This window comes from Geovibrio sp. ADMFC3 (assembly GCF_054687035.1).
This window is the reverse complement of record NZ_BAAFZG010000002.1, coordinates 1599580-1619456: the sequence shown is the minus strand read 5'-3', so window position 1 is coordinate 1619456 and position 19877 is coordinate 1599580. Positions and strand designations below refer to the sequence as shown.

Annotated in this window: 19 protein-coding genes; 16 read left to right on the top strand and 3 right to left on the bottom strand. The window is 45.3% G+C overall.

Going from position 1 to position 19877, the window contains the following annotated elements; genetic code table 11:
• Window positions 1-2: 2 nt before the first annotated feature.
• From ACYRYY_RS08155 to tnpA, 6 genes are all read left to right on the top strand, one after another.
• Window positions 3-1703: a nickel-dependent hydrogenase large subunit gene (locus ACYRYY_RS08155; protein WP_460215106.1), complete on the top strand. Its 1701-nt coding sequence runs from the start codon at window positions 3-5 to the stop codon at window positions 1701-1703.
• 49 nt (window positions 1704-1752) lie between these two features.
• A complete protein-coding gene (locus ACYRYY_RS08150) occupies window positions 1753-2235 on the top strand; it encodes a hydrogenase maturation protease (protein ID WP_460215105.1) in 483 nt (160 codons plus the stop codon).
• A gap of 114 nt (window positions 2236-2349) precedes the next feature.
• The gene (gene dapF, locus ACYRYY_RS08145) at window positions 2350-3165 is read left to right on the top strand and encodes a diaminopimelate epimerase (protein WP_460215104.1); all 816 of its coding nucleotides are present in this window, start codon (window positions 2350-2352) and stop codon (window positions 3163-3165) included.
• A gap of 16 nt (window positions 3166-3181) precedes the next feature.
• The gene (gene dapA / locus ACYRYY_RS08140; RefSeq protein ID WP_460215103.1) at window positions 3182-4063 is read left to right on the top strand and encodes a 4-hydroxy-tetrahydrodipicolinate synthase; all 882 of its coding nucleotides are present in this window, start codon (window positions 3182-3184) and stop codon (window positions 4061-4063) included.
• Between the two features lie 6 nt (window positions 4064-4069).
• Complete coding sequence (gene dapB, locus ACYRYY_RS08135; RefSeq protein ID WP_460215102.1) at window positions 4070-4876, top strand: 4-hydroxy-tetrahydrodipicolinate reductase; 807 nt, start codon at window positions 4070-4072, stop codon at window positions 4874-4876.
• A gap of 73 nt (window positions 4877-4949) precedes the next feature.
• On the top strand, window positions 4950-5405 hold the full coding sequence (tnpA, locus tag ACYRYY_RS08130; protein ID WP_460213869.1) for an IS200/IS605 family transposase: 456 nt from the start codon (window positions 4950-4952) through the stop codon (window positions 5403-5405).
• Between the two features lie 54 nt (window positions 5406-5459).
• On the opposite strand, the gene ACYRYY_RS08125 is transcribed toward tnpA, so the two are convergent.
• Together ACYRYY_RS08125 and ACYRYY_RS08120 are read right to left on the bottom strand one after the other, a co-directional pair.
• Window positions 5460-5663 (bottom strand): cysteine-rich CWC family protein, encoded by a 204-nt coding sequence (locus ACYRYY_RS08125; RefSeq protein ID WP_460215101.1) that lies wholly within the window; start codon window positions 5661-5663, stop codon window positions 5460-5462.
• A gap of 8 nt (window positions 5664-5671) precedes the next feature.
• Window positions 5672-6070, bottom strand: a complete 399-nt coding sequence (locus ACYRYY_RS08120) for a hypothetical protein (protein WP_460215100.1) — start codon at window positions 6068-6070, stop codon at window positions 5672-5674.
• A 476-nt stretch (window positions 6071-6546) separates the two neighbouring features.
• On the opposite strand from ACYRYY_RS08120, the gene ACYRYY_RS08115 reads away from it, so the two are divergent.
• Window positions 6547-7542, top strand: a complete 996-nt coding sequence (locus tag ACYRYY_RS08115; RefSeq protein WP_460215099.1) for a PilZ domain-containing protein — start codon at window positions 6547-6549, stop codon at window positions 7540-7542.
• A 20-nt stretch (window positions 7543-7562) separates the two neighbouring features.
• Complete coding sequence (locus ACYRYY_RS08110) at window positions 7563-8483, top strand: glycosyltransferase family 2 protein (protein WP_460215098.1); 921 nt, start codon at window positions 7563-7565, stop codon at window positions 8481-8483.
• Here ACYRYY_RS08110 and ACYRYY_RS08105 read toward each other — a convergent pair.
• The gene (locus tag ACYRYY_RS08105) at window positions 8480-10078 is read right to left on the bottom strand and encodes a peptide chain release factor 3 (RefSeq protein ID WP_460215097.1); all 1599 of its coding nucleotides are present in this window, start codon (window positions 10076-10078) and stop codon (window positions 8480-8482) included. The two genes, ACYRYY_RS08110 and ACYRYY_RS08105, sit on opposite strands and share 4 nt — an antisense overlap.
• Window positions 10079-10398: 320 nt before the next feature.
• Between ACYRYY_RS08105 and ACYRYY_RS08100 the strand changes: the two genes are divergently transcribed.
• From ACYRYY_RS08100 to ACYRYY_RS08065, 8 genes are all read left to right on the top strand, one after another.
• The gene (locus ACYRYY_RS08100; protein WP_460215096.1) at window positions 10399-11838 is read left to right on the top strand and encodes a hypothetical protein; all 1440 of its coding nucleotides are present in this window, start codon (window positions 10399-10401) and stop codon (window positions 11836-11838) included.
• Window positions 11839-11849: 11 nt separating this feature from the next.
• Window positions 11850-12314 carry a hypothetical protein gene (locus ACYRYY_RS08095; RefSeq protein ID WP_460213486.1) on the top strand — a complete coding sequence of 155 codons (465 nt, stop codon included), beginning with the start codon at window positions 11850-11852 and terminating at the stop codon, window positions 12312-12314.
• Window positions 12315-12356: 42 nt separating this feature from the next.
• A complete protein-coding gene (locus ACYRYY_RS08090) occupies window positions 12357-15092 on the top strand; it encodes a molybdopterin-dependent oxidoreductase (RefSeq protein ID WP_460215095.1) in 2736 nt (911 codons plus the stop codon).
• 17 nt (window positions 15093-15109) lie between these two features.
• Window positions 15110-15844, top strand: a complete 735-nt coding sequence (locus ACYRYY_RS08085; protein WP_460215094.1) for a 4Fe-4S dicluster domain-containing protein — start codon at window positions 15110-15112, stop codon at window positions 15842-15844.
• A 76-nt stretch (window positions 15845-15920) separates the two neighbouring features.
• Window positions 15921-16646: a TorD/DmsD family molecular chaperone gene (locus tag ACYRYY_RS08080; RefSeq protein WP_460215093.1), complete on the top strand. Its 726-nt coding sequence runs from the start codon at window positions 15921-15923 to the stop codon at window positions 16644-16646.
• A gap of 7 nt (window positions 16647-16653) precedes the next feature.
• Window positions 16654-17700: a DUF362 domain-containing protein gene (locus ACYRYY_RS08075; protein ID WP_460215092.1), complete on the top strand. Its 1047-nt coding sequence runs from the start codon at window positions 16654-16656 to the stop codon at window positions 17698-17700.
• 193 nt (window positions 17701-17893) lie between these two features.
• Complete coding sequence (locus ACYRYY_RS08070) at window positions 17894-19333, top strand: hypothetical protein (protein WP_460215091.1); 1440 nt, start codon at window positions 17894-17896, stop codon at window positions 19331-19333.
• An 11-nt stretch (window positions 19334-19344) separates the two neighbouring features.
• A complete protein-coding gene (locus ACYRYY_RS08065) occupies window positions 19345-19809 on the top strand; it encodes a hypothetical protein (protein WP_460213486.1) in 465 nt (154 codons plus the stop codon).
• Window positions 19810-19877 lie beyond the last annotated feature (68 nt).

The window sequence follows — 19877 nt, the reverse complement described above, 5'->3', positions numbered from 1 at the left end:
AGATGGCTGACAGAATTGTCGTTGACCCCATTACCAGAATTGAGGGGCATTTAAGAATAGAAGCAAAGGTCGAGAACGGAGTAATAACCGACGCATGGTCAAGCAGCACCATGTTCAGAGGTATAGAAAAAATCCTCAGAGGGCGTGACCCCCGTGACGCATGGTACATTACGCAGAGATTCTGCGGTGTCTGTACCACTGTTCACTCCATTGCGTCCATCAGGGCGGTTGAAAATGCCGTAGGGATGAAAGTTCCCTTTAACGCTGAGATGATAAGAAATGTGATTATGGGCATGCAGTATGTTCAGGATCATATGGTTCATTTTTATCATCTTCATGCCCTCGACTGGGTTGACATAGTTTCTGCCCTGTCTGCCGATCCGGCAAAAACTGCTGCTCTCCAGCAGTCAATATCCGACTGGAAATACAGCAGCGAGGATTATTTCAAAGGTGTTCAGGACAGGCTTGCCGCTTTTGCAAAAACAGGCAGGCTCGGACCCTTCGGCAATGCCTACTGGGGACATCCGGCTTATAAACTGCCCCCTGAAGCAAACCTTATGGCTGCGTCTCATTATCTGCAGGCTCTTGAAGTGCAGAAAGAGATAATAAAAGTACACGCTATTCTCGGCTCAAAAAACCCGCACCCGCAGACTTTCCTCACTGGCGGAATGTCTATCCCGTGCGACCCCAACAGCCAGAATGCGATCAATGCTGATAAAATAGCTATGATAATGGAGTGCAACAAGCTCGCCAGAGAGTTTGTGGAAAAAGTATATGTACCGGATATTATAGCCGTTGCACCCTTCTATCTTGACTGGGCTTCAATAGGCAAAACATCCGGCAACTATCTTTGCTACGGGGAGTTCCCTGACGGCAGAGAAGGTTACCCCAACAATCTCTGGCTTCCTGCAGGAATAATCAAAAACGGTGATTTGTCAACAATTCACCCTGTTGACCAGGCTAAGATTACCGAAGATGTTGTACACTCATGGTATGAGGACACAGGTCCTCTCCACCCGTGGCAGGGAGAAACTGAAAGAAAATACACCGGCCCCAAACCGCCTTATGAATATCTTGATGTTGAGCAGAAGTATTCTTTTGTAAAATCACCCAGATATGAAGACGAACCTATGGAGGTCGGACCTTTGGCGAGGATGCTTGTGGCTTACGCTTCCGGACAGAAAGAGGTTCAGGATGCTGTAAACTACGTTCTTACCACTCTTGGTGTCGGACCGGAGGTTCTTTTCTCCACCCTCGGAAGAACAGCGGCAAGGGCTGTGGAGACTCTTGTTGTCTCTCAGAAAATGGAAGAATGGCTCATGGCTCTGGCGGCGAACATCGGCTCCGGAGACTACGCAATACAGGATAACTCCAAGTGGGAGCCTGAAACATGGCCTGTACAGGCACAGGGCTACGGCTGGCATGAAGCTCCCAGAGGTGCTCTGGGACATTGGATCGTTATCCAGAATAAAGAGATTAAAAACTATCAGGCGGTAGTTCCTACAACGTGGAATGCTGCCCCCAGAGATGACAAGGGTGTGAGAAGCCCGTATGAGGAGGCGCTCATCGGCACTCCCATAGCTGACCCTGAAAAACCCCTTGAAATACTCAGAACCATACACTCCTATGATCCGTGCCTTGCATGCGCCGTTCATGTGTATGATGATAAAAATGAGCTTAAGAGCAAAGTGCAGATACTTTAAACAAATTATGGGGAGTCCTTCGGGGCTCCCTTATTTTAAATGGTGATTGATGAAACTTCTTGTTCTTGGCATAGGAAACGTGCTTATGAATGATGATGCCGCAGGTGCGCTGGTTGTCCGTGAGCTTGAGGAAAAATATGCAGATAAGGATGAAAATCTGCGTGTTATTGAGGGAGGAACACTTGGGCTTGATCTACTGCCTCTTGTTGAGTGGGCGGACAGACTTGTGATCGCTGATGCTGTGGATCTTGACCTTCCCGCCGGAACAGTTGTGAAGATTGAGGGTGAGGATGTTGCTCCGGTATTTGAAAATAAACTTTCCCCTCATCAGATGGGCATGAAAGATCTTCTGCTCACAGCCGAACTGGCCGGATACCGTCCGCCTGTTGTGGTTCTCTACGGTATTCAGGTAAAATCAATTCAAATGGACATGACACTTTCACCGGAAGTTGCCTCAGGTTGTCCTAAATTAAAAAAATATATTGAGGAAGAAATAAAAAATTTTCTCTCTGCCCGTATTCCGGCTGAATAAATTCCAAATGTTATTTTGACAAAAAAAGCCCTCGGTGTTATTTTTACCTCAAAGTGTTATTCGTGAATGCGGGAGTTTAGCCCGTAATCTTTTTATCTCTTGCAGAAGGTGAACATGGGTATTGCGTTCTGGAAAATGAGCGGCAGCGGAAACGACTTTATTATTGTCGATAACCGTGACGGCAAAATGAACAGGTTTGATCCTAAAAAGTTTATACCGAAAATATGCGCCAGAAGTCTTTCTGTGGGTGCTGACGGTGTATTTTACATAGAAAATTCGGATGAAGCGGATTTTCAGTGGCAGTTCTTTAACTCCGATGCCTCTGTGGCGGAAATGTGCGGAAATGGCGCAAGATGCGTTGCCAGATACGCATTCCTAAACGGAATAGCCGGTAAAACCATGCGCTTTAAAACCCTTGCGGGAATTATTGAGGCGGAGGTCAGGGAGGACGTTAATGTCAAGGTGCTTATGACAAAACCTTTTGATTATAAAAAGGGTATAGCGCTTGACGTTGCCGGAAGCAAACGTGAGCTTTCCTTTATAAATACAGGTGTCCCCCATGCTTCTCTCCTTGTCGATGATATTGACTCTTTTGATATATCAGGCACAGGAAGAGCAGTCCGTTACCATGAGTATTTTGCACCGAAGGGAACAAACTTCAACGCATATACAAAAACAGGGGAAGACACTTTCAGGATCAGAACCTACGAAAGAGGCGTGGAGAATGAAACTCTCGCCTGCGGAACAGGCTCTGTTGCCTGCGCCATCTTTGCCGTTAAGGACGGTCTGGCGAAAAGTCCGGTAACTCTCCGCACAATGGGCGGGACAGATCTTAAGGTTTATATTGAAAGCGATGAAAAGGTCTACCTTGAAGGTGAGGCAAGAGTTATCTACACCGGAGAGTTCACCGAAGAATCATATATGTACTGATGAACGGAGGGAATAGATGTTCAGAGGCAGCTTTGTAGCTATAGCGACCCCCATGAAAAGCGGAAAAGTAGATGAGGAGGCTTTAAGAAACCTTGTCGAATTCCAGATCGAGAACGGAACAGACGGCGTTGTCCCCTGCGGAACAACCGGAGAATCCGCCACTCTCACTTATGAAGAGCATTGCAGAGTAATTGAAATTGTCATAGATCAGGTAAAAAAGCGTGTTCCGGTTGTCGCCGGTTCGGGTTCCAACAGCACGCATGAATCTGTTTTCCTTACACAGCACGCACAAAAAGCAGGAGCTGACGGTGCGCTTGTTATCACCCCCTATTACAATAAACCCACTCAGGAAGGTCTGTATCAGCACTTTAAAACAATTGCCGAATCAGTGAAGATACCCCTTCTGCTTTACAATGTTCCCGGAAGAACAGCGGTAAATGTCCTCCCGCAGACTGTTATCAGGCTTTCTAAGATTGATAACATAGTGGGTATAAAAGAAGCCAGCGGTTCAATGGATCAGGCGGCTGAAATTATTGACGGAACAGATTCCTCCTTTGCTCTCCTAAGCGGTGAAGATTCTCTTACATATCCCCTTTACTGCATCGGAGCGAAAGGCGTTATCTCTGCTTCAACAAACGTTGTGGCTAAAGACATGGGCGACATGTGGGACTCGTTTGAAAAAGGCGATATGGAAACAGCCAGAAAGCTGCACTACAAGCTGCTTCCAGTTTTTAAGGCGCTTTTCCTTGAAACAAACCCCATTCCGGTGAAAATGGGGCTTTATCTCATGGGGCTTGCCGGAGAAGAGATCAGGCTTCCCCTTGTTCCCATGACAGATGAAGGAACAGCAAAACTCAGAACCGCCCTCACTAATGCGGGCATAAAACTTGTAAGGTAATTATTAATGGATAAAGCAAAAGTTTGTATGGTCGGTGCGGCGGGCAAAATGGGTCGCCGCATAATATGTCTTCTGGCGGAAAGCACCAAGGCGGAGCTTAAGGGTGCTCTTGAGCATTCTGCAAGCACTTTTCTCGGTATGGATGCCGGAGAAGTTGCAGGCTGCGGCAAAAACGGCGTGGCTATAACCTCTGATCTTGAGACTGCGGCTAAAGACTGTGATGTAATAATAGATTTTACCGGATGTGAGCCCACAATGAATATTCTGGACAGCTATGTGCGCCTCGGCGTGCCTGTTGTCGTGGGGAGCACAGGCTTCTCACCCGAACAGACGGATAAGCTGAAGCAGGCGGCGGAAAAAATGCCCCTTCTTCTGTCTCCTAATATGAGTCTGGGCGTAAACCTTACTTTCAAAGTCCTTGAGATGGTGGCAAAAGCCATCGGCGATACATATGACATAGAAATAGTTGAAGCTCATCACAGGCTGAAGAAAGACGCTCCCAGCGGAACAGCTATGAAGATGGGAGAGGTTGTGGCAAATGCCACAGGCAGGAATATTGATAAGGACGGTGCTTTCTGCCGCAAAGGTATAATCGGTGAACGTACTGATAGAGAAATCGGCATGCAGACTCTCCGTGCAGGAGATATTGTAGGCGAACACACAGTAATGTTCTGCGGGCAGGGTGAGCGCATAGAAATAACTCACCGGGCGCACACCAGAGACACTTTTGCGCAAGGAGCTATCTCCGCCGCAGCATGGCTGAAGGGCAGAGGTAAGGGGCTTTACAATATGTATGATGTTCTTGGATTATAAAAAACGAAGGGCGGCTTTGCCGCCCTTTTTTATGCGGTCGAAGACAGAACACCACGCTTTTAAGCGTGGATGAATGAGCCTTTCGACGGTATACTTTTCTATGGAAATCATTAAGACCTCTCACAGTGCTTATTACTTGAAATATCATGTAGTTTGGGTTTGTAAATACCGTCGAAAGATCCTGAAGCCTGGTGTCTGTTCTTATATTCGTAAAACGTTGCCCAGTTTATTGAGAAGTATGCCTGGCGTTGAAATAGAAGCCATTGGCTTTGACTTAGATCATTTGCATATGGTTATAATTATTCCTTCCAAATATAGTATTTCAGATGTTATGGGTAGATTAAAAAGCCAATTGGCTTCCCGTATGCGAAAATTTTTTGATTGGTTAGAAAAAGTATACTGGAATGAAAATATAGTGTGGTCGCCAGGCTACTTCGTTAGCAGTATTGGTTTGAATGAAGACGTAATTAAAAATTACGTCGAAATGCAAGGGCAACAGGATTCAGGACAGCTCAAGATTGAGCTGTAAAAAACATGCGATAGCATGGCGAAAGCATAGAACCCCGGGTTTACCCGGGGGTATCTATTGCTTATTATCTTTGGTTTGCGAAATTATTTTATCGTAACAGGATTCACAGAAACACGGACGCCACTCATACTGCATAAGGATTTCAGAAGGGAGCGGAGGCTTGCCCACACACCAGCACTTTTTACCGGAGTCCTGCTTATGAGCAGTACACTTGTTGTTTTTCCCGCATATCGGGCATATGTCAGCGTCGTCGCGCATGTCGCCTCTTAATGGGTATGGACATCCTGTGTCATTTTCAGCAGCTCTGCGGCATTTGCCAATCCGTTCTGCTGAACAGCTACTTTCCCGTCAGCATCGAAAATAATGAAAGAAGGGGACTGTATATTATAGTGAAGAAGTGAGTCGGCATTTTCTGATGCAGGGAAAACACCTGCGGCAAGCGTGAGCCCTCCGGACATTTTGTTAAACTTAGCAACTTCTGACTCGGCAGTTGTGCCTTCTTCAGCAGTATTTACAAATTGCAGAAGTGGTAGTGCGCCTTCTGCTTTCGCTTTTGCTATAAACATGTTAATCGGTTTTCTGGATTCAACTATGGTCGGCCATGCACTCATGAGAATCAAAAAACCGACTGCAAGTAAAAATACAGGTATAAAGATCTTTTTCATTTCTCCTCCGAAAATTAAAAAGTATTCATATGAGTTATAATATCTGAACATGGCAGAGTAATTTTGTTCAGTAAAAATCCATATAGTAAAAAAGGAGGCATACGCCTCCTTCATTCTTTTGGACTCATTTTAAGAAAACATGCGGGAATACAGCCTGAATAAGAAAATAAAGCTATTCCCATGAGAGCCTTCCGAAAGAAGAAGGACTCCCCCCTCGGAAATTACTATAACATAATTTCTGGAAATTCAAACTTATTTTTCATAAAATCACATCAAATCGCTATAATTTCTTTTTTGATAAAAAAACAATTTATCTCTGGTGAACTAATAAACGAATAGTTTATCAATATAAGCATGTTTTATGCTCAAGAATTACAACTGTCTGAATTGATTGTTGGTTTCATCATTGTTTTAATGTATTCTTGCCACTATAATACGATAAAAATTACCTGACATATAAAGTCTGAGGGTGGATTATGCTGAAAGACTGCACATTTGAGAAAAAAGAATTTATTTCGGTGTTCTGCGGCTTTTACGAAAAAGAAAACAGTTCTATGCCCGATCATGAGGTTCTCTTCAGTGCCGGACAGTTTTTTGATAATTGCTTTACTGATATTCCCGGAAATAAGCCTGCTGAGGACTTTAGCAATGCAATGAGAGACGCCGGACTAAACAGGAATGCTGCTGTGATGCCTCTTACCAGAACCATAGCGTGGGCAATGTGCAGGCTTTGCGGTGATATAGAAAAGAGCATTCTTGAACCGGATACTCATGTCCGCCTTCTGGAAGCCCTTGAAGTTCTGCGTAAGCCCCTTAAAAAGTTTGATACTGAAAGCTCTGAAATACGTGAAATGTTCAGGTTTATTAAAAACAGCGACACGTCCGCAAAATTGCTCAACTCCTATAAAGGGCTTCGGGTGTTTCACTCTGCCGATATTCTTGAAATATTCGGAGATGACCGTATAACTATGCAGGTTCATCCCGAACAGATAAAAGCCCTTGAGATAGAGAAATATACATGTATAACCCATAAACTCCTCCCACAACAGATCACAGCGGATGTTAAGAGTATTGACAAGAAAACCTGTGTTGTTGAGTTTGTTAATCTTGTCGTACTTAAAAAACCCTTTGACAGAAGGAAGATATACCGTCTTCAGCCGGAAAAACCTATTCCTGCTATTTTATTTGCGGAAGGAAACCGTACGGATGTTGAGATTGTTGATGTGTCTCTGAGGGGCATTTCTTTGAGTCTTAAGGAGAATATAGCAGCCGTTGAATCAGAAATGAGGCTCAGTTTCATTCTTCCGCTTGATGAAGGAAAGGAGATGATTCTCAGAGGAAAGCTCAAATATATTTTCTGCGAGGAAATATGTAAAATGGGGCTGGAAACCTTCCCCGACCATTCACAGGAAGCGCTTATTAAAAGGTATCTCATAGAAAGAATGAAGAAGATAGAAAAAGAACTCACCTGAAAAACAGTTTGGAACAAGCTATGAAAAAAAGACCATTCTTTTCGGTGATTGTTAATAACTATAATTACGGCAGATACTTAAAAGATGCTGTTGACTCTGTTTTCAGGCAGACTTTCACTGACTATGAGATTATTCTGGTCGATGACGGTTCCACTGATGATTCGAGAAAGATTGCGGAGAAGCTGTCGGCCAAAAATGAATCGGTTATCTGCGTTTTCAAGGAAAACGGCGGGCAGGCAAGTGCTTTTAATGCCGGATTTGAAGCATCATCCGGTGAATACATCTGCTTTCTTGACAGTGACGACATGTATTTCCCTGAAAAACTTGAAGAGACAGCAAAGCTTCACAAGAGCGGGCGTGAATATATTTACACCGACCATCAGGGTCTTAACGAGGACGGAAGCAAATGCAGCGATTCCTTGAAGAGATTCGTGTATTCCGGCTGGAATATGTTCCCCGCTTATTACGGATACGCATATCCGGGCAGTATCACATCAACTCTTTCCGTCTCGAGACGTCTTGCAGAAAAAATTTTTCCTGTGGAAAATGAAAATGACTGGAGAATACAGGCTGATGACACTGTGGTTATTCAGTCTGCTTTTATGTCAAGAACCTGTTTTTTGAATCAAAAGCTTATCTATTACCGCCTTCATGGGGAAAACGGCTACTACGGCAGAGAAAAAAGCCCAGATTTTACATTGTCTTTAATGAAAAACAGAAATCAGCTTAAATTCCGAATCATGAGTATCCTGGGAATGGATACCGCTTTCTTTCACGACACGGCCTGCCTGACAGCAGAGTTTGCCGCACATGATATTATTGACGACAACCTGCTGAAAATATACAGGGATATTCTCTGGAACGAGATGCCTGCGGCTCTTGGCGATAAAATTAAAGCGGACAGGGAACTGGAAAGTATTCTAAAAGAAAGTCTCCCCTAATCTTCCGATGCCGGTGACTCGTGGAGAACTATATCTTTATTCTTCTCTTCAAAATAACGCATTGTCCATGAGTTCGGGAAGAGAATCACGAGCCTGTCTTTATCGTCCTTTCCGTAAGAACAGTCATAGGGGACAACACGTTTAAGATCATCAGCGGAAACCGAAGGATCAACCCAGCGGAGAACTGTCCACGGTTTTGAAACTAGCACCGCATCAACGCCGTATTCGTCTTTCATCCTGTACTGAAGAACCTCAAATTGAAGGGGACCGACAGCTCCCAAAAGAGGAGTTGCGCTTGTTGAGCCGGCAAGCTCGAAGGACTGAACAAGGTCTTCCGCCAGAAGATGATCGATCCCTTTTCTGAATGCCTTGTAATTTGATACGGTGTTGCTTTCCATATATGCGAATACTTCGGGTGCGAAGCGTGGTATCTCGTTATATATAATCTTGGGATCAGTGGTGAGGGTGTCGCCTATGCGGAGGTCGGCGTTGGTGATAAAGCCGATTATATCGCCTGCGTATGCCTCCTCCTTGATCTCTCTCTCCTGACCAAAGACGCTCTGTGAGTTGGCAAGGCGGACTTCCCTGCCTGTGCGGGTATTGTAGGCGGTCATGTCCCTTGTGAATTTACCGGAGCAGGCACGTATAAAGACAATCCTGTCACGGTGCTTGGGGTTCATGTTTGTCTGTATCTTAAAAACAAAGCCTGTGAAACCCGGTTTATCGAGGGGTACAGGTTCGCCGCCTGCATTTCTGGGCACCGGTTCGCCGGAGTATTCAAGAAAGCCTTTCAGGAGAAGCTCAACACCGAAGTTGTTTGCCGCACTGCCGAAAAATACAGGAGTGGTTCTGCCTGAAAGAACTTCATCCATATCAAGTCCGTTGTGAGCGAACTCAAGCATTTCGAGTTCTTCGGCTATTTCATCATAGGCTTTTTCGCTGAGCTTTTCCCTGACACTGTCGTCAGAGAAGTCATGCACAGAAACAGGTGCTTTGTAAGCTCCGCCCGGGACTTTTTCAAAAAGGTGAACCTGATTTTTCACACGGTCATAAACGCCTTTGAAAAAAGGACCGCTTTCCAAAGGCCAGTTTACAGGAAAAGTCTGTATGTTAAGCTCTTTTTCCACCTGATCAATAAGCTCAAGGGGTGATTTCGCCGGTCTGTCCAGCTTGTTCATAAATGTGAAAATGGGTACTCCCCTTTTTCTGCAAACCTCAAAGAGCTTCAATGTCTGGTTTTCTATTCCCTTACCCGCATCGATTACCATTATGGCGGCGTCCACCGCAAGGAGAACACGGTAAGTGTCTTCTGAGAAGTCTTTGTGACCGGGGGTGTCAAGCAGGTTAAACTGGTAGCCGTTGTATTCAAACTGAAGAACTGTGGAGGAGATGGATATCCCTCTCTTTTTTTCAAGCTCCATCCAGTCGGAGGAGGTTTCACGCTGTTTTTTCTTTGCCGTTACAGAACCAGCCAGATCCAGAGCCCCGCCGTAAAGCAGCAGTTTTTCGGTGAGCGTGGTTTTACCCGCATCAGGGTGGGATATGATGGCAAATGTGCGTCTTCTTGAAATTTCGTTCTTTATATTTGTACTCACAGCAATGTCCCCGAAGTTATTTAGAGCCGAAAATAATAACCCGAATGCTCCATTATGTAAATAAATTCATTCTTGAAAATTCAGCCAGCCTATCCTTTTGATATTTAACACTAAGTTTAACAGCTGCATATAGTTATTAATGAATATTATTTATATGGGGATATATCTTATTGTTAGCATTGAAATTATTTATGGCTGTTCTACCCGCTTAGTACCTTCTTTTTTACTGTTTATTCACTGTTACCCGTGCATCAAAAAGGTTTATTCTGAATAGAACATCGTTGATGTGCAAATTTATTCAAATCCATTAAGGAGGAAGTATGCGCTACCTGTCGGTTATGTGTATGCTCTTCTGTTTTTTATTGTCCACGCTGACAATGAAGGCGGAAGCATTTGAGAACGGCGCGTCAAACACGCCGGACAGCTGGACGCAGCAGGTCTCTCCCGGACAGTTTAAGGAGAGCTATGAAGGTATAGGTCTTACAGATGACACTAAGGTCTACCTCACGCTGACGTCACGCTACAGACTGCGTACGAATGACTACGCAGACGATCAGGACTTTTATCAGTATCTGAGAGTCCACACAGATTCAGTTAAGCTTGGAGACGGAACGGTAAGATTTGCCGCTTTTGCAAGATTCGCTGATGACATTGACGGAGACCACAAGAAGAGCTGGGGCGATGATTACTACTATTATCACCGTGACGCTCTTGATACCCAGCTTGGTTACGATGACTGGGCTCCGAGACTTTACCACGGCTACGCTCAGTTCGACGGCGTAATCAAGAACACAGTCCTCAACGTAGGACGCTTCTATCTTTCACACCAGAACACCTTCCAGCTTGACGGAGCAGACGCTTCAGTGAAACTCGGTGATATGGTTGATGTCTATGCCTTCGGAGGCAAGCCCGTAAGCTACTATTACGATATTGATGACGACACTGTTTTCGGCGGCGGAATCAATGTAAAGGTGATGGAAACAACTAAGATAGGTGCCGAGTATGTCCGTCTTGATGTAACAGACATAGAAGACGACTACACTAAGCTGAGAGTTGATCAGGCTATCCCTAACGGTAATGTTGTTCTTGAGTACACGCTTCTGAATGATGCAGCCACAGTGAACGCCGAAGGCGTGTATGAAGTAGCTGCCACAGGCACTATCGTCACCCTGAAGTATGAGGGTCTTCTTGACGAGGTTGACTATGATAACTCTTACGTAGTGAACCCTCTGACGAACACTCTTCTTGCTGCAAGCAAGTACAACAAGTATGAAGCGGCAGTTTATCAGTCATTTCTTCAGAACTTCGCAGCGGGTCTCGCCTATGAGGCTAAGGCAGTGGGCGGTAAAGAGAACTTCGACAACCGTGATTATTCGAGAATCAAAGGTAAATTCGACATTTTCGGACTCCCTTCAGAGAACACTTACATATCGTTCAGTGTAGACTACTGGGACATCAAGAACACAGCGGACTCAGACGACAACGAGCGTCTTCAGTACGGTGTTCAGATAAGCCAGAAAGTAGGACGCACTATGGATGTCTGGGCAGGAACCTCCTTCAACCGTTACGAGTATGACTACGTAAACGACAAGAGGAAGGACTCCGTGAGAAGCTACTATGTGGGCGGACAGTATCAGCCTGTGCAGTACTTAAGCCTTATGGCTGACTTGAGCATGGAAGACACAGAGTTTTATGATGATGTTGATTCCAGCCTTGACAAGAACTACACGGCAGAGCTGTGGGCTAACATTATTTTCTAGGGAGGAGATTTATGAAAGCGAAGATAACTGTACTCTCTATGGTAATGGGTATGCTGCTTATAGCGATGTATGCCTTTGCCGTGGAATCCAATAAACCCTCCAGCCATGACATGTCCTGGATGAACAGACACGGTTCAGCCAGCAAGGTAAACAAGCAGGAATGCCTTGAATGCCATACGGATCAGGTGAGCTGTATCCAGTGTCATCAGGAGGTATCTCCGAGAAACCATACGCCTTCGTGGACGAAGAAAGGTCACGGACTTGAGGCGAGATGGGACAGAAGTTCATGTACGACCTGCCATAAGGAAGACAGCTGTATAGAGTGTCACAGCGTAACTCCCCCTGCGGACCACAGACCCGGTTGGGGCGGTTCGGGAGCAAGCCTTCAGAGACACTGCAACAACTGCCACTACCCTGTGCAGGACAACACATGCTTTGTATGCCACAAAACGGCGCATGCGCCTAATGCATACTGAAAGATAATTAAAATGTTTATTGTTTAATTCAGGAGAATTTCTATGAGTACTGAAAGAAAAACTAATAAAACAAAGCTTACACGCAGAAGTTTTCTGCAATGGGCAGGAGCATTAAGTGCCACTGCTGCGGTTTACGGCTGCGGAGGCGGAAACGGAGACGGCGGGAGCCCATATGAAAACCCTGTTGTTACACCGCAGGACGGTTTGATATTTGATAAATCGGTAAAAGAAGTTAATCACGGACACCACGTTCACTGCGGCGGCTGTTGTGTGCTTAAGCTTCATGTCAAAAACGGACGAGTGATTAAAATTACATCTCCCGGTGATATCTCATACGATAAAGCAAAAAAGAACGCCGAAAAACTCTTTGCTGTAAACCAGTACGGTATTGTTCCCGGAGTATGGGGCGGAACTGAGGCTGCAGATGAATCCCTTTCACCCATTCAGAGGCGCTGCTGCATGAAAGGTCTGAGTGAGGTCAAAAGGATCTATTCTCCTGACCGAATAAAGTACCCCATGAAACAGACTCTGGAAAGAGGCAACAGAAACGGCTTTGTAAGAATAAGCTGGGACGAGGCTCTTGAAACCATAGCTGGGTGGCTCACCGAGATGAAAGCCAGAGAAAGCGCCCTTGGTTACATGCCTGTGCTTGATACTGGCGGTATCACAAGTAAGCTGGGTAATTATGTAAACTGGTTCGGCAACGCTTCTTACGGGGGTCTTGCTGATGCGTGGTACGCTTCAATCGGTTCATACAGCCTTATTAAGACAAACACTGCTCTGGATATGCTTAACTCCAGTCTGATTATAAACTGGTCAAATGACTCCAGAGTTACCAGAAACAATCTTCCCTTCTACATGACAAAAGCCAGAGAAGCGGGAATACCTGTTATAGTTATCGACTGTAGACATACTGATACTGTTTCAACTATGGGGACAGGAACTGTTGATGGTGTACCTGCGTGGATTTCTGTCAGATCAGGCATGGATACGGCGCTTCAGGCTGCAATGTGTTATGTTATCTACAAAAACAACCTGCATGATGTAGACTTTATCAACGATTACTGCTTCGGCTTCTACCCCGGCGATTCAGTTGTGAGCCAGTCAACACAGAAGCACCCTGTTACTAAAGAGTCCTATAATGGTAAAACATTCACCGTGCCTGCCGGGCAGTCATTTGTGGAATACCTTGAAGGGCTCGAAACAGAACACGGAAGCTATCAGGGAGTCCTTGAATGGGCTGAAAGACTCACCAGCGTAAAGGCTGATGTTATTGAAAAGCTTGCAATCAAATATGCAACTGCAAAACCTGCTTTCATCCATTCCGCATACAATGGCGGAGCAAACAGAGCGCAGCACGGCATGTACTATTCATGGCTGCTTATTGCTCTCAGCGCTATGACAGGTAACATAAACAAACGCGGCGGCGGTCCCGGAGAAATAAGGTTCGGTGATGGCTATAAGATATCCCTTGGTGCTGAACCAGCTTCAGTAAACCCGCCTACAGTGGGTAAGGCAGTGTCTGTTTCAAGATGGCAGCTCTCTGACGTTGTGCTTACCGGAAGGGATTTCAGAACAGCAGAACAGCTCCGCAGTGATGTTCAGGTGGCGACAGGTATAGATCTCGGTGCTGATGCAAAAGTGGAAATAGAGATGGTTTACAGAGGTTCAGGCGACTCATCGCCCTTCAACCAGTCACCTACCCTCAGCAAAAATATCCAGACCTTTTGTGACAGAAGCAAAATCAAATACATTGTTGCTCACGAAATGCACATGTCAACAGAGGCTTCCATCGCTGATATAGTCCTCCCTGTAACTCATAACTTTGAAAGAAGTTATTTTACAAACAGATATACGGACGATCAGCTTGCCTGCAACGGACCTGTCAAACCTCTCTATGAAGCAAAGCCCGACTGGCTTATTCTCCAGATGCTTGCTCAGAAAATGGGTCTTGATATGGAAAGAGGCGGAGCAGACGATGAGGAGATAATGAAAACTCAGTGGGAGGGAGCATCCATCCCTGCGGGCTATATGTCCATAGATTCTTCAGCGAAGCTTCCCACGTATGAGAAAATGATATCGGAAGCGGATATTCAGCTTCCTGTTCCTCTTGATAAAACCCTCGTTGCTCTTTCTTCTATTGAGCCGGGTAAATACCCTAACGATACAGGTAAGATCAACTTCTGGTCTCCTTACCTTGCGGAAAGGGGCAGAGCAGTTCTTGGCGTTTACCGCGCACAGTATGTAAGACCTGAAGAGGGCTATGAGGATATACTGGAAAACGGCGGAAAAGTAGGCGAAAAAGGTTTGAAATATTCTCTTCAGCTTGCCACTCCTCACATAATTCAGAGGGCGCACGCTCAGTACGATAACCTTGCAGTGCTGAAAGATGTTATGCCGCAGGTTGTGTGGATGCACCCCATTGATGCCGGAGAAAGAGGTATAAACGATGGTGATATGGTTTACATTTACAATGACAACGGATGCATCAAGCTGAAAGTTGAGCTGACAAAGAGAACACATCCCAAAACGATCGTCATCGGACAGGGCGCATGGTACAGGGCTAGCAGCTCTGAAACATACGATGCATGGTACGACACAAACGGAGACGGTGTGGCGGAAAAACACACTATTCCTGTGGATGTCGGCGGAAACGTAAACTCGCTTATCAAAGGGAGACCGACCGGAGCATCTGATCCGCTTGTTCCCAGCGGGCATATTCTGTCTACAGTCGGCAACCTGTGCGAAGTCAGCAAAGTTCATCCTGACAAAATGTAGTGAAGGAGAAGTGGGATATGAGTCAATGGGGATTTTATTTCGATCAGACAAGATGTTTTAACTGCAAGGCATGTGTTTTTGCCTGCAAATCATGGAATGATGATAAAAGAGGGGACGTTTCACTGAATGTTCCTCTCTCATGGATTGAAACGGGTAAGTATGATAACCCGTCTGCATATGAAGCACTCAGCGGAAGTACCGGTGCACAGAACTATGCTGAATACAGAAAATATCATATGAAAGAAAACTGGCGCAGAGTTACAGCTACAGAATATGGCGATGTTCCGCCTAATATTGATGTTCTCAATGTTTCGATAGGCTGCAACCATTGTGATGAGCCAGCCTGCGTAAAAGCATGTCCGATGCAGATTATAGAGAAAGAGAGCAAATTTGGTGCTGTACTTGTCAATAATGAATACTGTATTTCCTGCGGAAAATGTAAGGATGCCTGCCCGTGGGATGCGCCTCAGTTCTATGACCCTGAGTTCAGAAGCTATGCGGATGCAGACCCTAAACGCCCCCGCATGACAAAATGTACTCTTTGTTATGAAAGAATAAGTGAAGGGCTTAAACCTGCCTGCGTTGCGGCATGTGTGGGCAGAGCCCTTGAATGCGGGCCTATTGAGGAACTCAAAGCAAAATATCCGAATGCTGTAGTAACACTGGAAAATTTTGCCAGTGACGAGATCCCCTCTATGGGCATCTACACCAAACCTAATATTATTTTCAAAGCCAGAGCAAAAAAAGTATAATTTCTTAATAGCTGCTGCTGCGGTTTTCTGCGGCAGCAGCCTACATAATGCGGCACTTTTATTGGAGGATACAGATATGAGTAATAAAAATCAGGATGTGGCGGAAGAAATTGATCTGCTGAATGTCATTGCACTTCGGGGCAGCATATACAATTTCCTGTCGAGAGGCTTTTCCAGCGAAATAGACCATGAGTATCTTGAACAGATACGCAGTTATCTTCCTATGCTGCGTGAACTTGGGAGCCAAACGGAAAACAAGGCATACAAAAATGCAGTATCACGCATTGCATCATTTATGGAATCACTTGAAGATGAAAAAAAACTGACGGAAGACTACGCAAGGAGATTTGTTTCTCTGTTTCTTAATATTTCAAATGAAGCGTCAGATAATATAAATCCTTTTGAATCTGTTTATCTTTCACCGGAAAGGCTGGTGATGCAGGAACCGAGAGATCAGGTAGTTGAATTTTATGCTGAATACGGTCACGGTATAAGTGAAACTTTCCATGAACCGGAGGATCATATAGCCGCAGAACTCAGTTTTCTTGGTTCACTCAACAATGAAACAGCAAATGATATTAACGCAGGGAAGGATCTGCCTGAAATTATCCGCAAACTGGACGGCCAGCTTTCTTTTATACATGAACACCTGCTTAAATGGCTTCCTGCACTCAGCAGAGACCTAATGCATCATGACCCTGAAGGTCTTTACGGAATGCTGGGTGAGCTTACTTTCGGGTTCACGTTGATAGACGCTTCTTTTCTGGCTGATTTGTCAGGGCATCTTAAAACAGAAATCTGAAAAAAATATGTTCGGGAGACTCCGTACCGCAGACAAGATCCTCAGCGCATTTGACAGTTCCGTGAGAATCGAGATCTGCAAATGCGTCAGGCAGCGCAATAAAAGGGCAGACTGTACTAACTGTTCGGCAGTCTGCCCTGTCTCTGCGATAACAGTGAGCAGTGAAGGTGTGTTTATTGAGCAGGACAAATGCACAGCGTGCGGCAGATGTGTTAATGCCTGTAAGGTGGGAGCGCTCTCTGTCAAAGGTTTTTCTGAAAAAACATATTTTGATGCACTGATCTCAAAATCTGCCGGTTCTGATCCGGTGAAGATTATCTGCTCCGAATGTTCTGATATTGATAACAGCGGTGCAATACGTGTTCCCTGCCTCTCCTATGTAACAGCGGAGACCATGTTGTTCTGCGCTGCTTCCGGAGCCGAAGAAATTAGGCTTTATCATAAAAAATGTACCGAATGCCGCCGTATTAATGGTGCTTCTGCCGCTGAAAAGGAAGCAGAAAAAGCACGCAGCATTTACAGAATAACAGTGGATATCGAGGAAGCTGCCGCAAAGACTTCTATAAGCAGCCCTATTTCCCGACGGGACTTTTTCCGCCATTTGAACCGAAAAACAAAATCCTCCGCCACTGGTATAATGAATAGCTTCAGCCATCAAATTTTATACGGTAAAAAGAAAAGTTCTTTTGCAGTTGATTTACCGATCAGAAAAAGAGCGCTTAATTTTGCTCTTTATAGGATCCTTAAGGATGATGCTGAGTTTAATGAACATCTGGTCAGGGAATGGGTAGGGATCCGGTATATAAACAGTGAGAAATGCCGTTTGTGCGGTATATGCTATAAGCTTTGCCCTACAGGCGCCTTATCTGAAATAAGTGAGGATAACGGCGAATTTTTAAAAAAAGCTGGGATCGCTTTTAATAAAAGCATGTGTTCCGACTGTGGAAACTGTCTTAAAGTATGCTCTGAAAAAGCTCTTGCAGTGAGAGTTCCTGACTCTGTGGAAGAGTTTAAATTCTACCTTAAAAATAATGTTGAGCTTATTCACCGCTGATATTATGACTTCTGTAAGATTTTATCGCTAGAGATATAAATTATTATTAGTTAAGAAACTATTTACCATTGTTCTACCCGCTTAGTACCCATTTTTTTACTACTTATTCACAGTTTTAATGGCAGTCGAAAGGCGTATGTTAATTACAGCGTTTACCATTAACGTTTGTTATTTATTTCTACAAGGAGGAAGTATGCGCTACCTGTCGGTTATGTGTATGCTCTTCTGTTTTTTATTGTCCACGCTGACAATGAAGGCGGAAGCATTTGAGAACGGCGCGTCAAACACGCCGGACAGCTGGACGCAGCAGGTCTCTCCCGGACAGTTTAAGGAGAGCTACGAAGGTATAGGTCTTACAGATGACACTAAGGTCTACCTCACGCTGACGTCACGCTACAGACTGCGTACAAACGACTACGCAGACGATCAGGACTTTTATCAGTATCTGAGAGTCCACACAGATTCAGTTAAGCTTGGAGACGGTACAGTAAGATTTGCCGCTTTCGCAAGATTCGCTGATGACATTGACGGAGACCACAAGAAGAGCTGGGGCGATGATTACTACTATTATCACCGTGACGCTCTTGATACCCAGCTCGGCTACGATGACTGGGCTCCGAGACTTTACCACGGTTATGCTCAGTTCGACGGCGTAATCAAGAACACAGTCCTCAACGTAGGACGCTTCTATCTTTCCCACCAGAACACCTTCCAGCTTGACGGAGCAGACGCTTCAGTGAAACTCGGTGATATGGTTGAGGTCTATGCCTTCGGAGGCAAGCCCGTAAGCTACTATTACGATATTGATGACGACACTGTTTTCGGCGGCGGAATCAATGTAAAGGTGATGGAAACAACTAAGATAGGTGCCGAGTATGTCCGTCTTGATGTGACAGACATAGAAGACGACTACACTAAGCTGAGAGTTGATCAGGCTATCCCTAACGGTAATGTTGTTCTTGAGTACACGCTTCTGAATGATGCAGCCACAGTGAACGCCGAAGGCGTGTATGAAGTAGCTGCCACAGGCACTATCGTCACCCTGAAGTATGAGGGTCTTCTTGACGAGGTTGACTATGAGAACTCTTACGTAGTGAACCCTCTGACGAACACGCTTCTTGCTGCAAGCAAGTACAACAAGTATGAAGCGGCAGTTTATCAGTCATTTCTTCAGAACTTCGCAGCGGGTCTCGCCTATGAGGCTAAGGCAGTGGGCGGTAAAGAGAACTTCGACAACCGTGATTATTCGAGAATCAAAGGTAAATTCGACATTTTCGGACTCCCTTCAGAGAACACTTACATATCGTTCAGTGTAGACTACTGGGACATCAAAAACACAGCGGACTCAGACGACAACGAGCGTCTTCAGTACGGTGTTCAGATAAGCCAGAAAGTAGGACGCACTATGGATGTCTGGGCAGGAACCTCCTTCAACCGTTACGAGTATGACTACGTAAACGACAAGAGGAAGGACTCCGTGAGAAGCTACTATGTCGGCGGACAGTATCAGCCTGTGCAGTACTTAAGCCTTATGGCTGACTTGAGCATGGAAGACACAGAGTTTTATGATGATGTTGATTCCAGCCTTGACAAGAACTACACGGCAGAGCTGTGGGCTAACATTATTTTCTAGGGAGGAGATTTATGAAAGCGAAGATAACTGTACTCTCTATGGTAATGGGTATGCTGCTTATAGCGATGTATGCCTTTGCCGTGGAATCCAATAAACCCTCCAGCCATGACATGTCCTGGATGAACAGACACGGTTCAGCCAGCAAGGTAAACAAGCAGGAATGCCTTGAATGCCATACAGATCAGGTGAGCTGTATCCAGTGTCATCAGGAGGTATCTCCGAGAAACCATACGCCTTCGTGGACAAAGAAAGGTCACGGACTTGAGGCGAGATGGGACAGAAGTTCATGTACGACCTGCCATAAGGAAGACAGCTGTATAGAGTGTCACAGCGTAACTCCCCCTGCTGACCACAGACCCGGCTGGGGCGGTTCGGGAGCAAGCCTTCAGAGACACTGTAACAACTGCCACTACCCCGTGCAGGACAACACATGCTTTGTATGCCACAAAACGGCGCACGCGCCTAATGCATACTGAAAGGCACAGGGATGTGCCTCACGGAGCTGATGTTATGCAGGACTGCATAATATGCAGTGAAGTGGAGT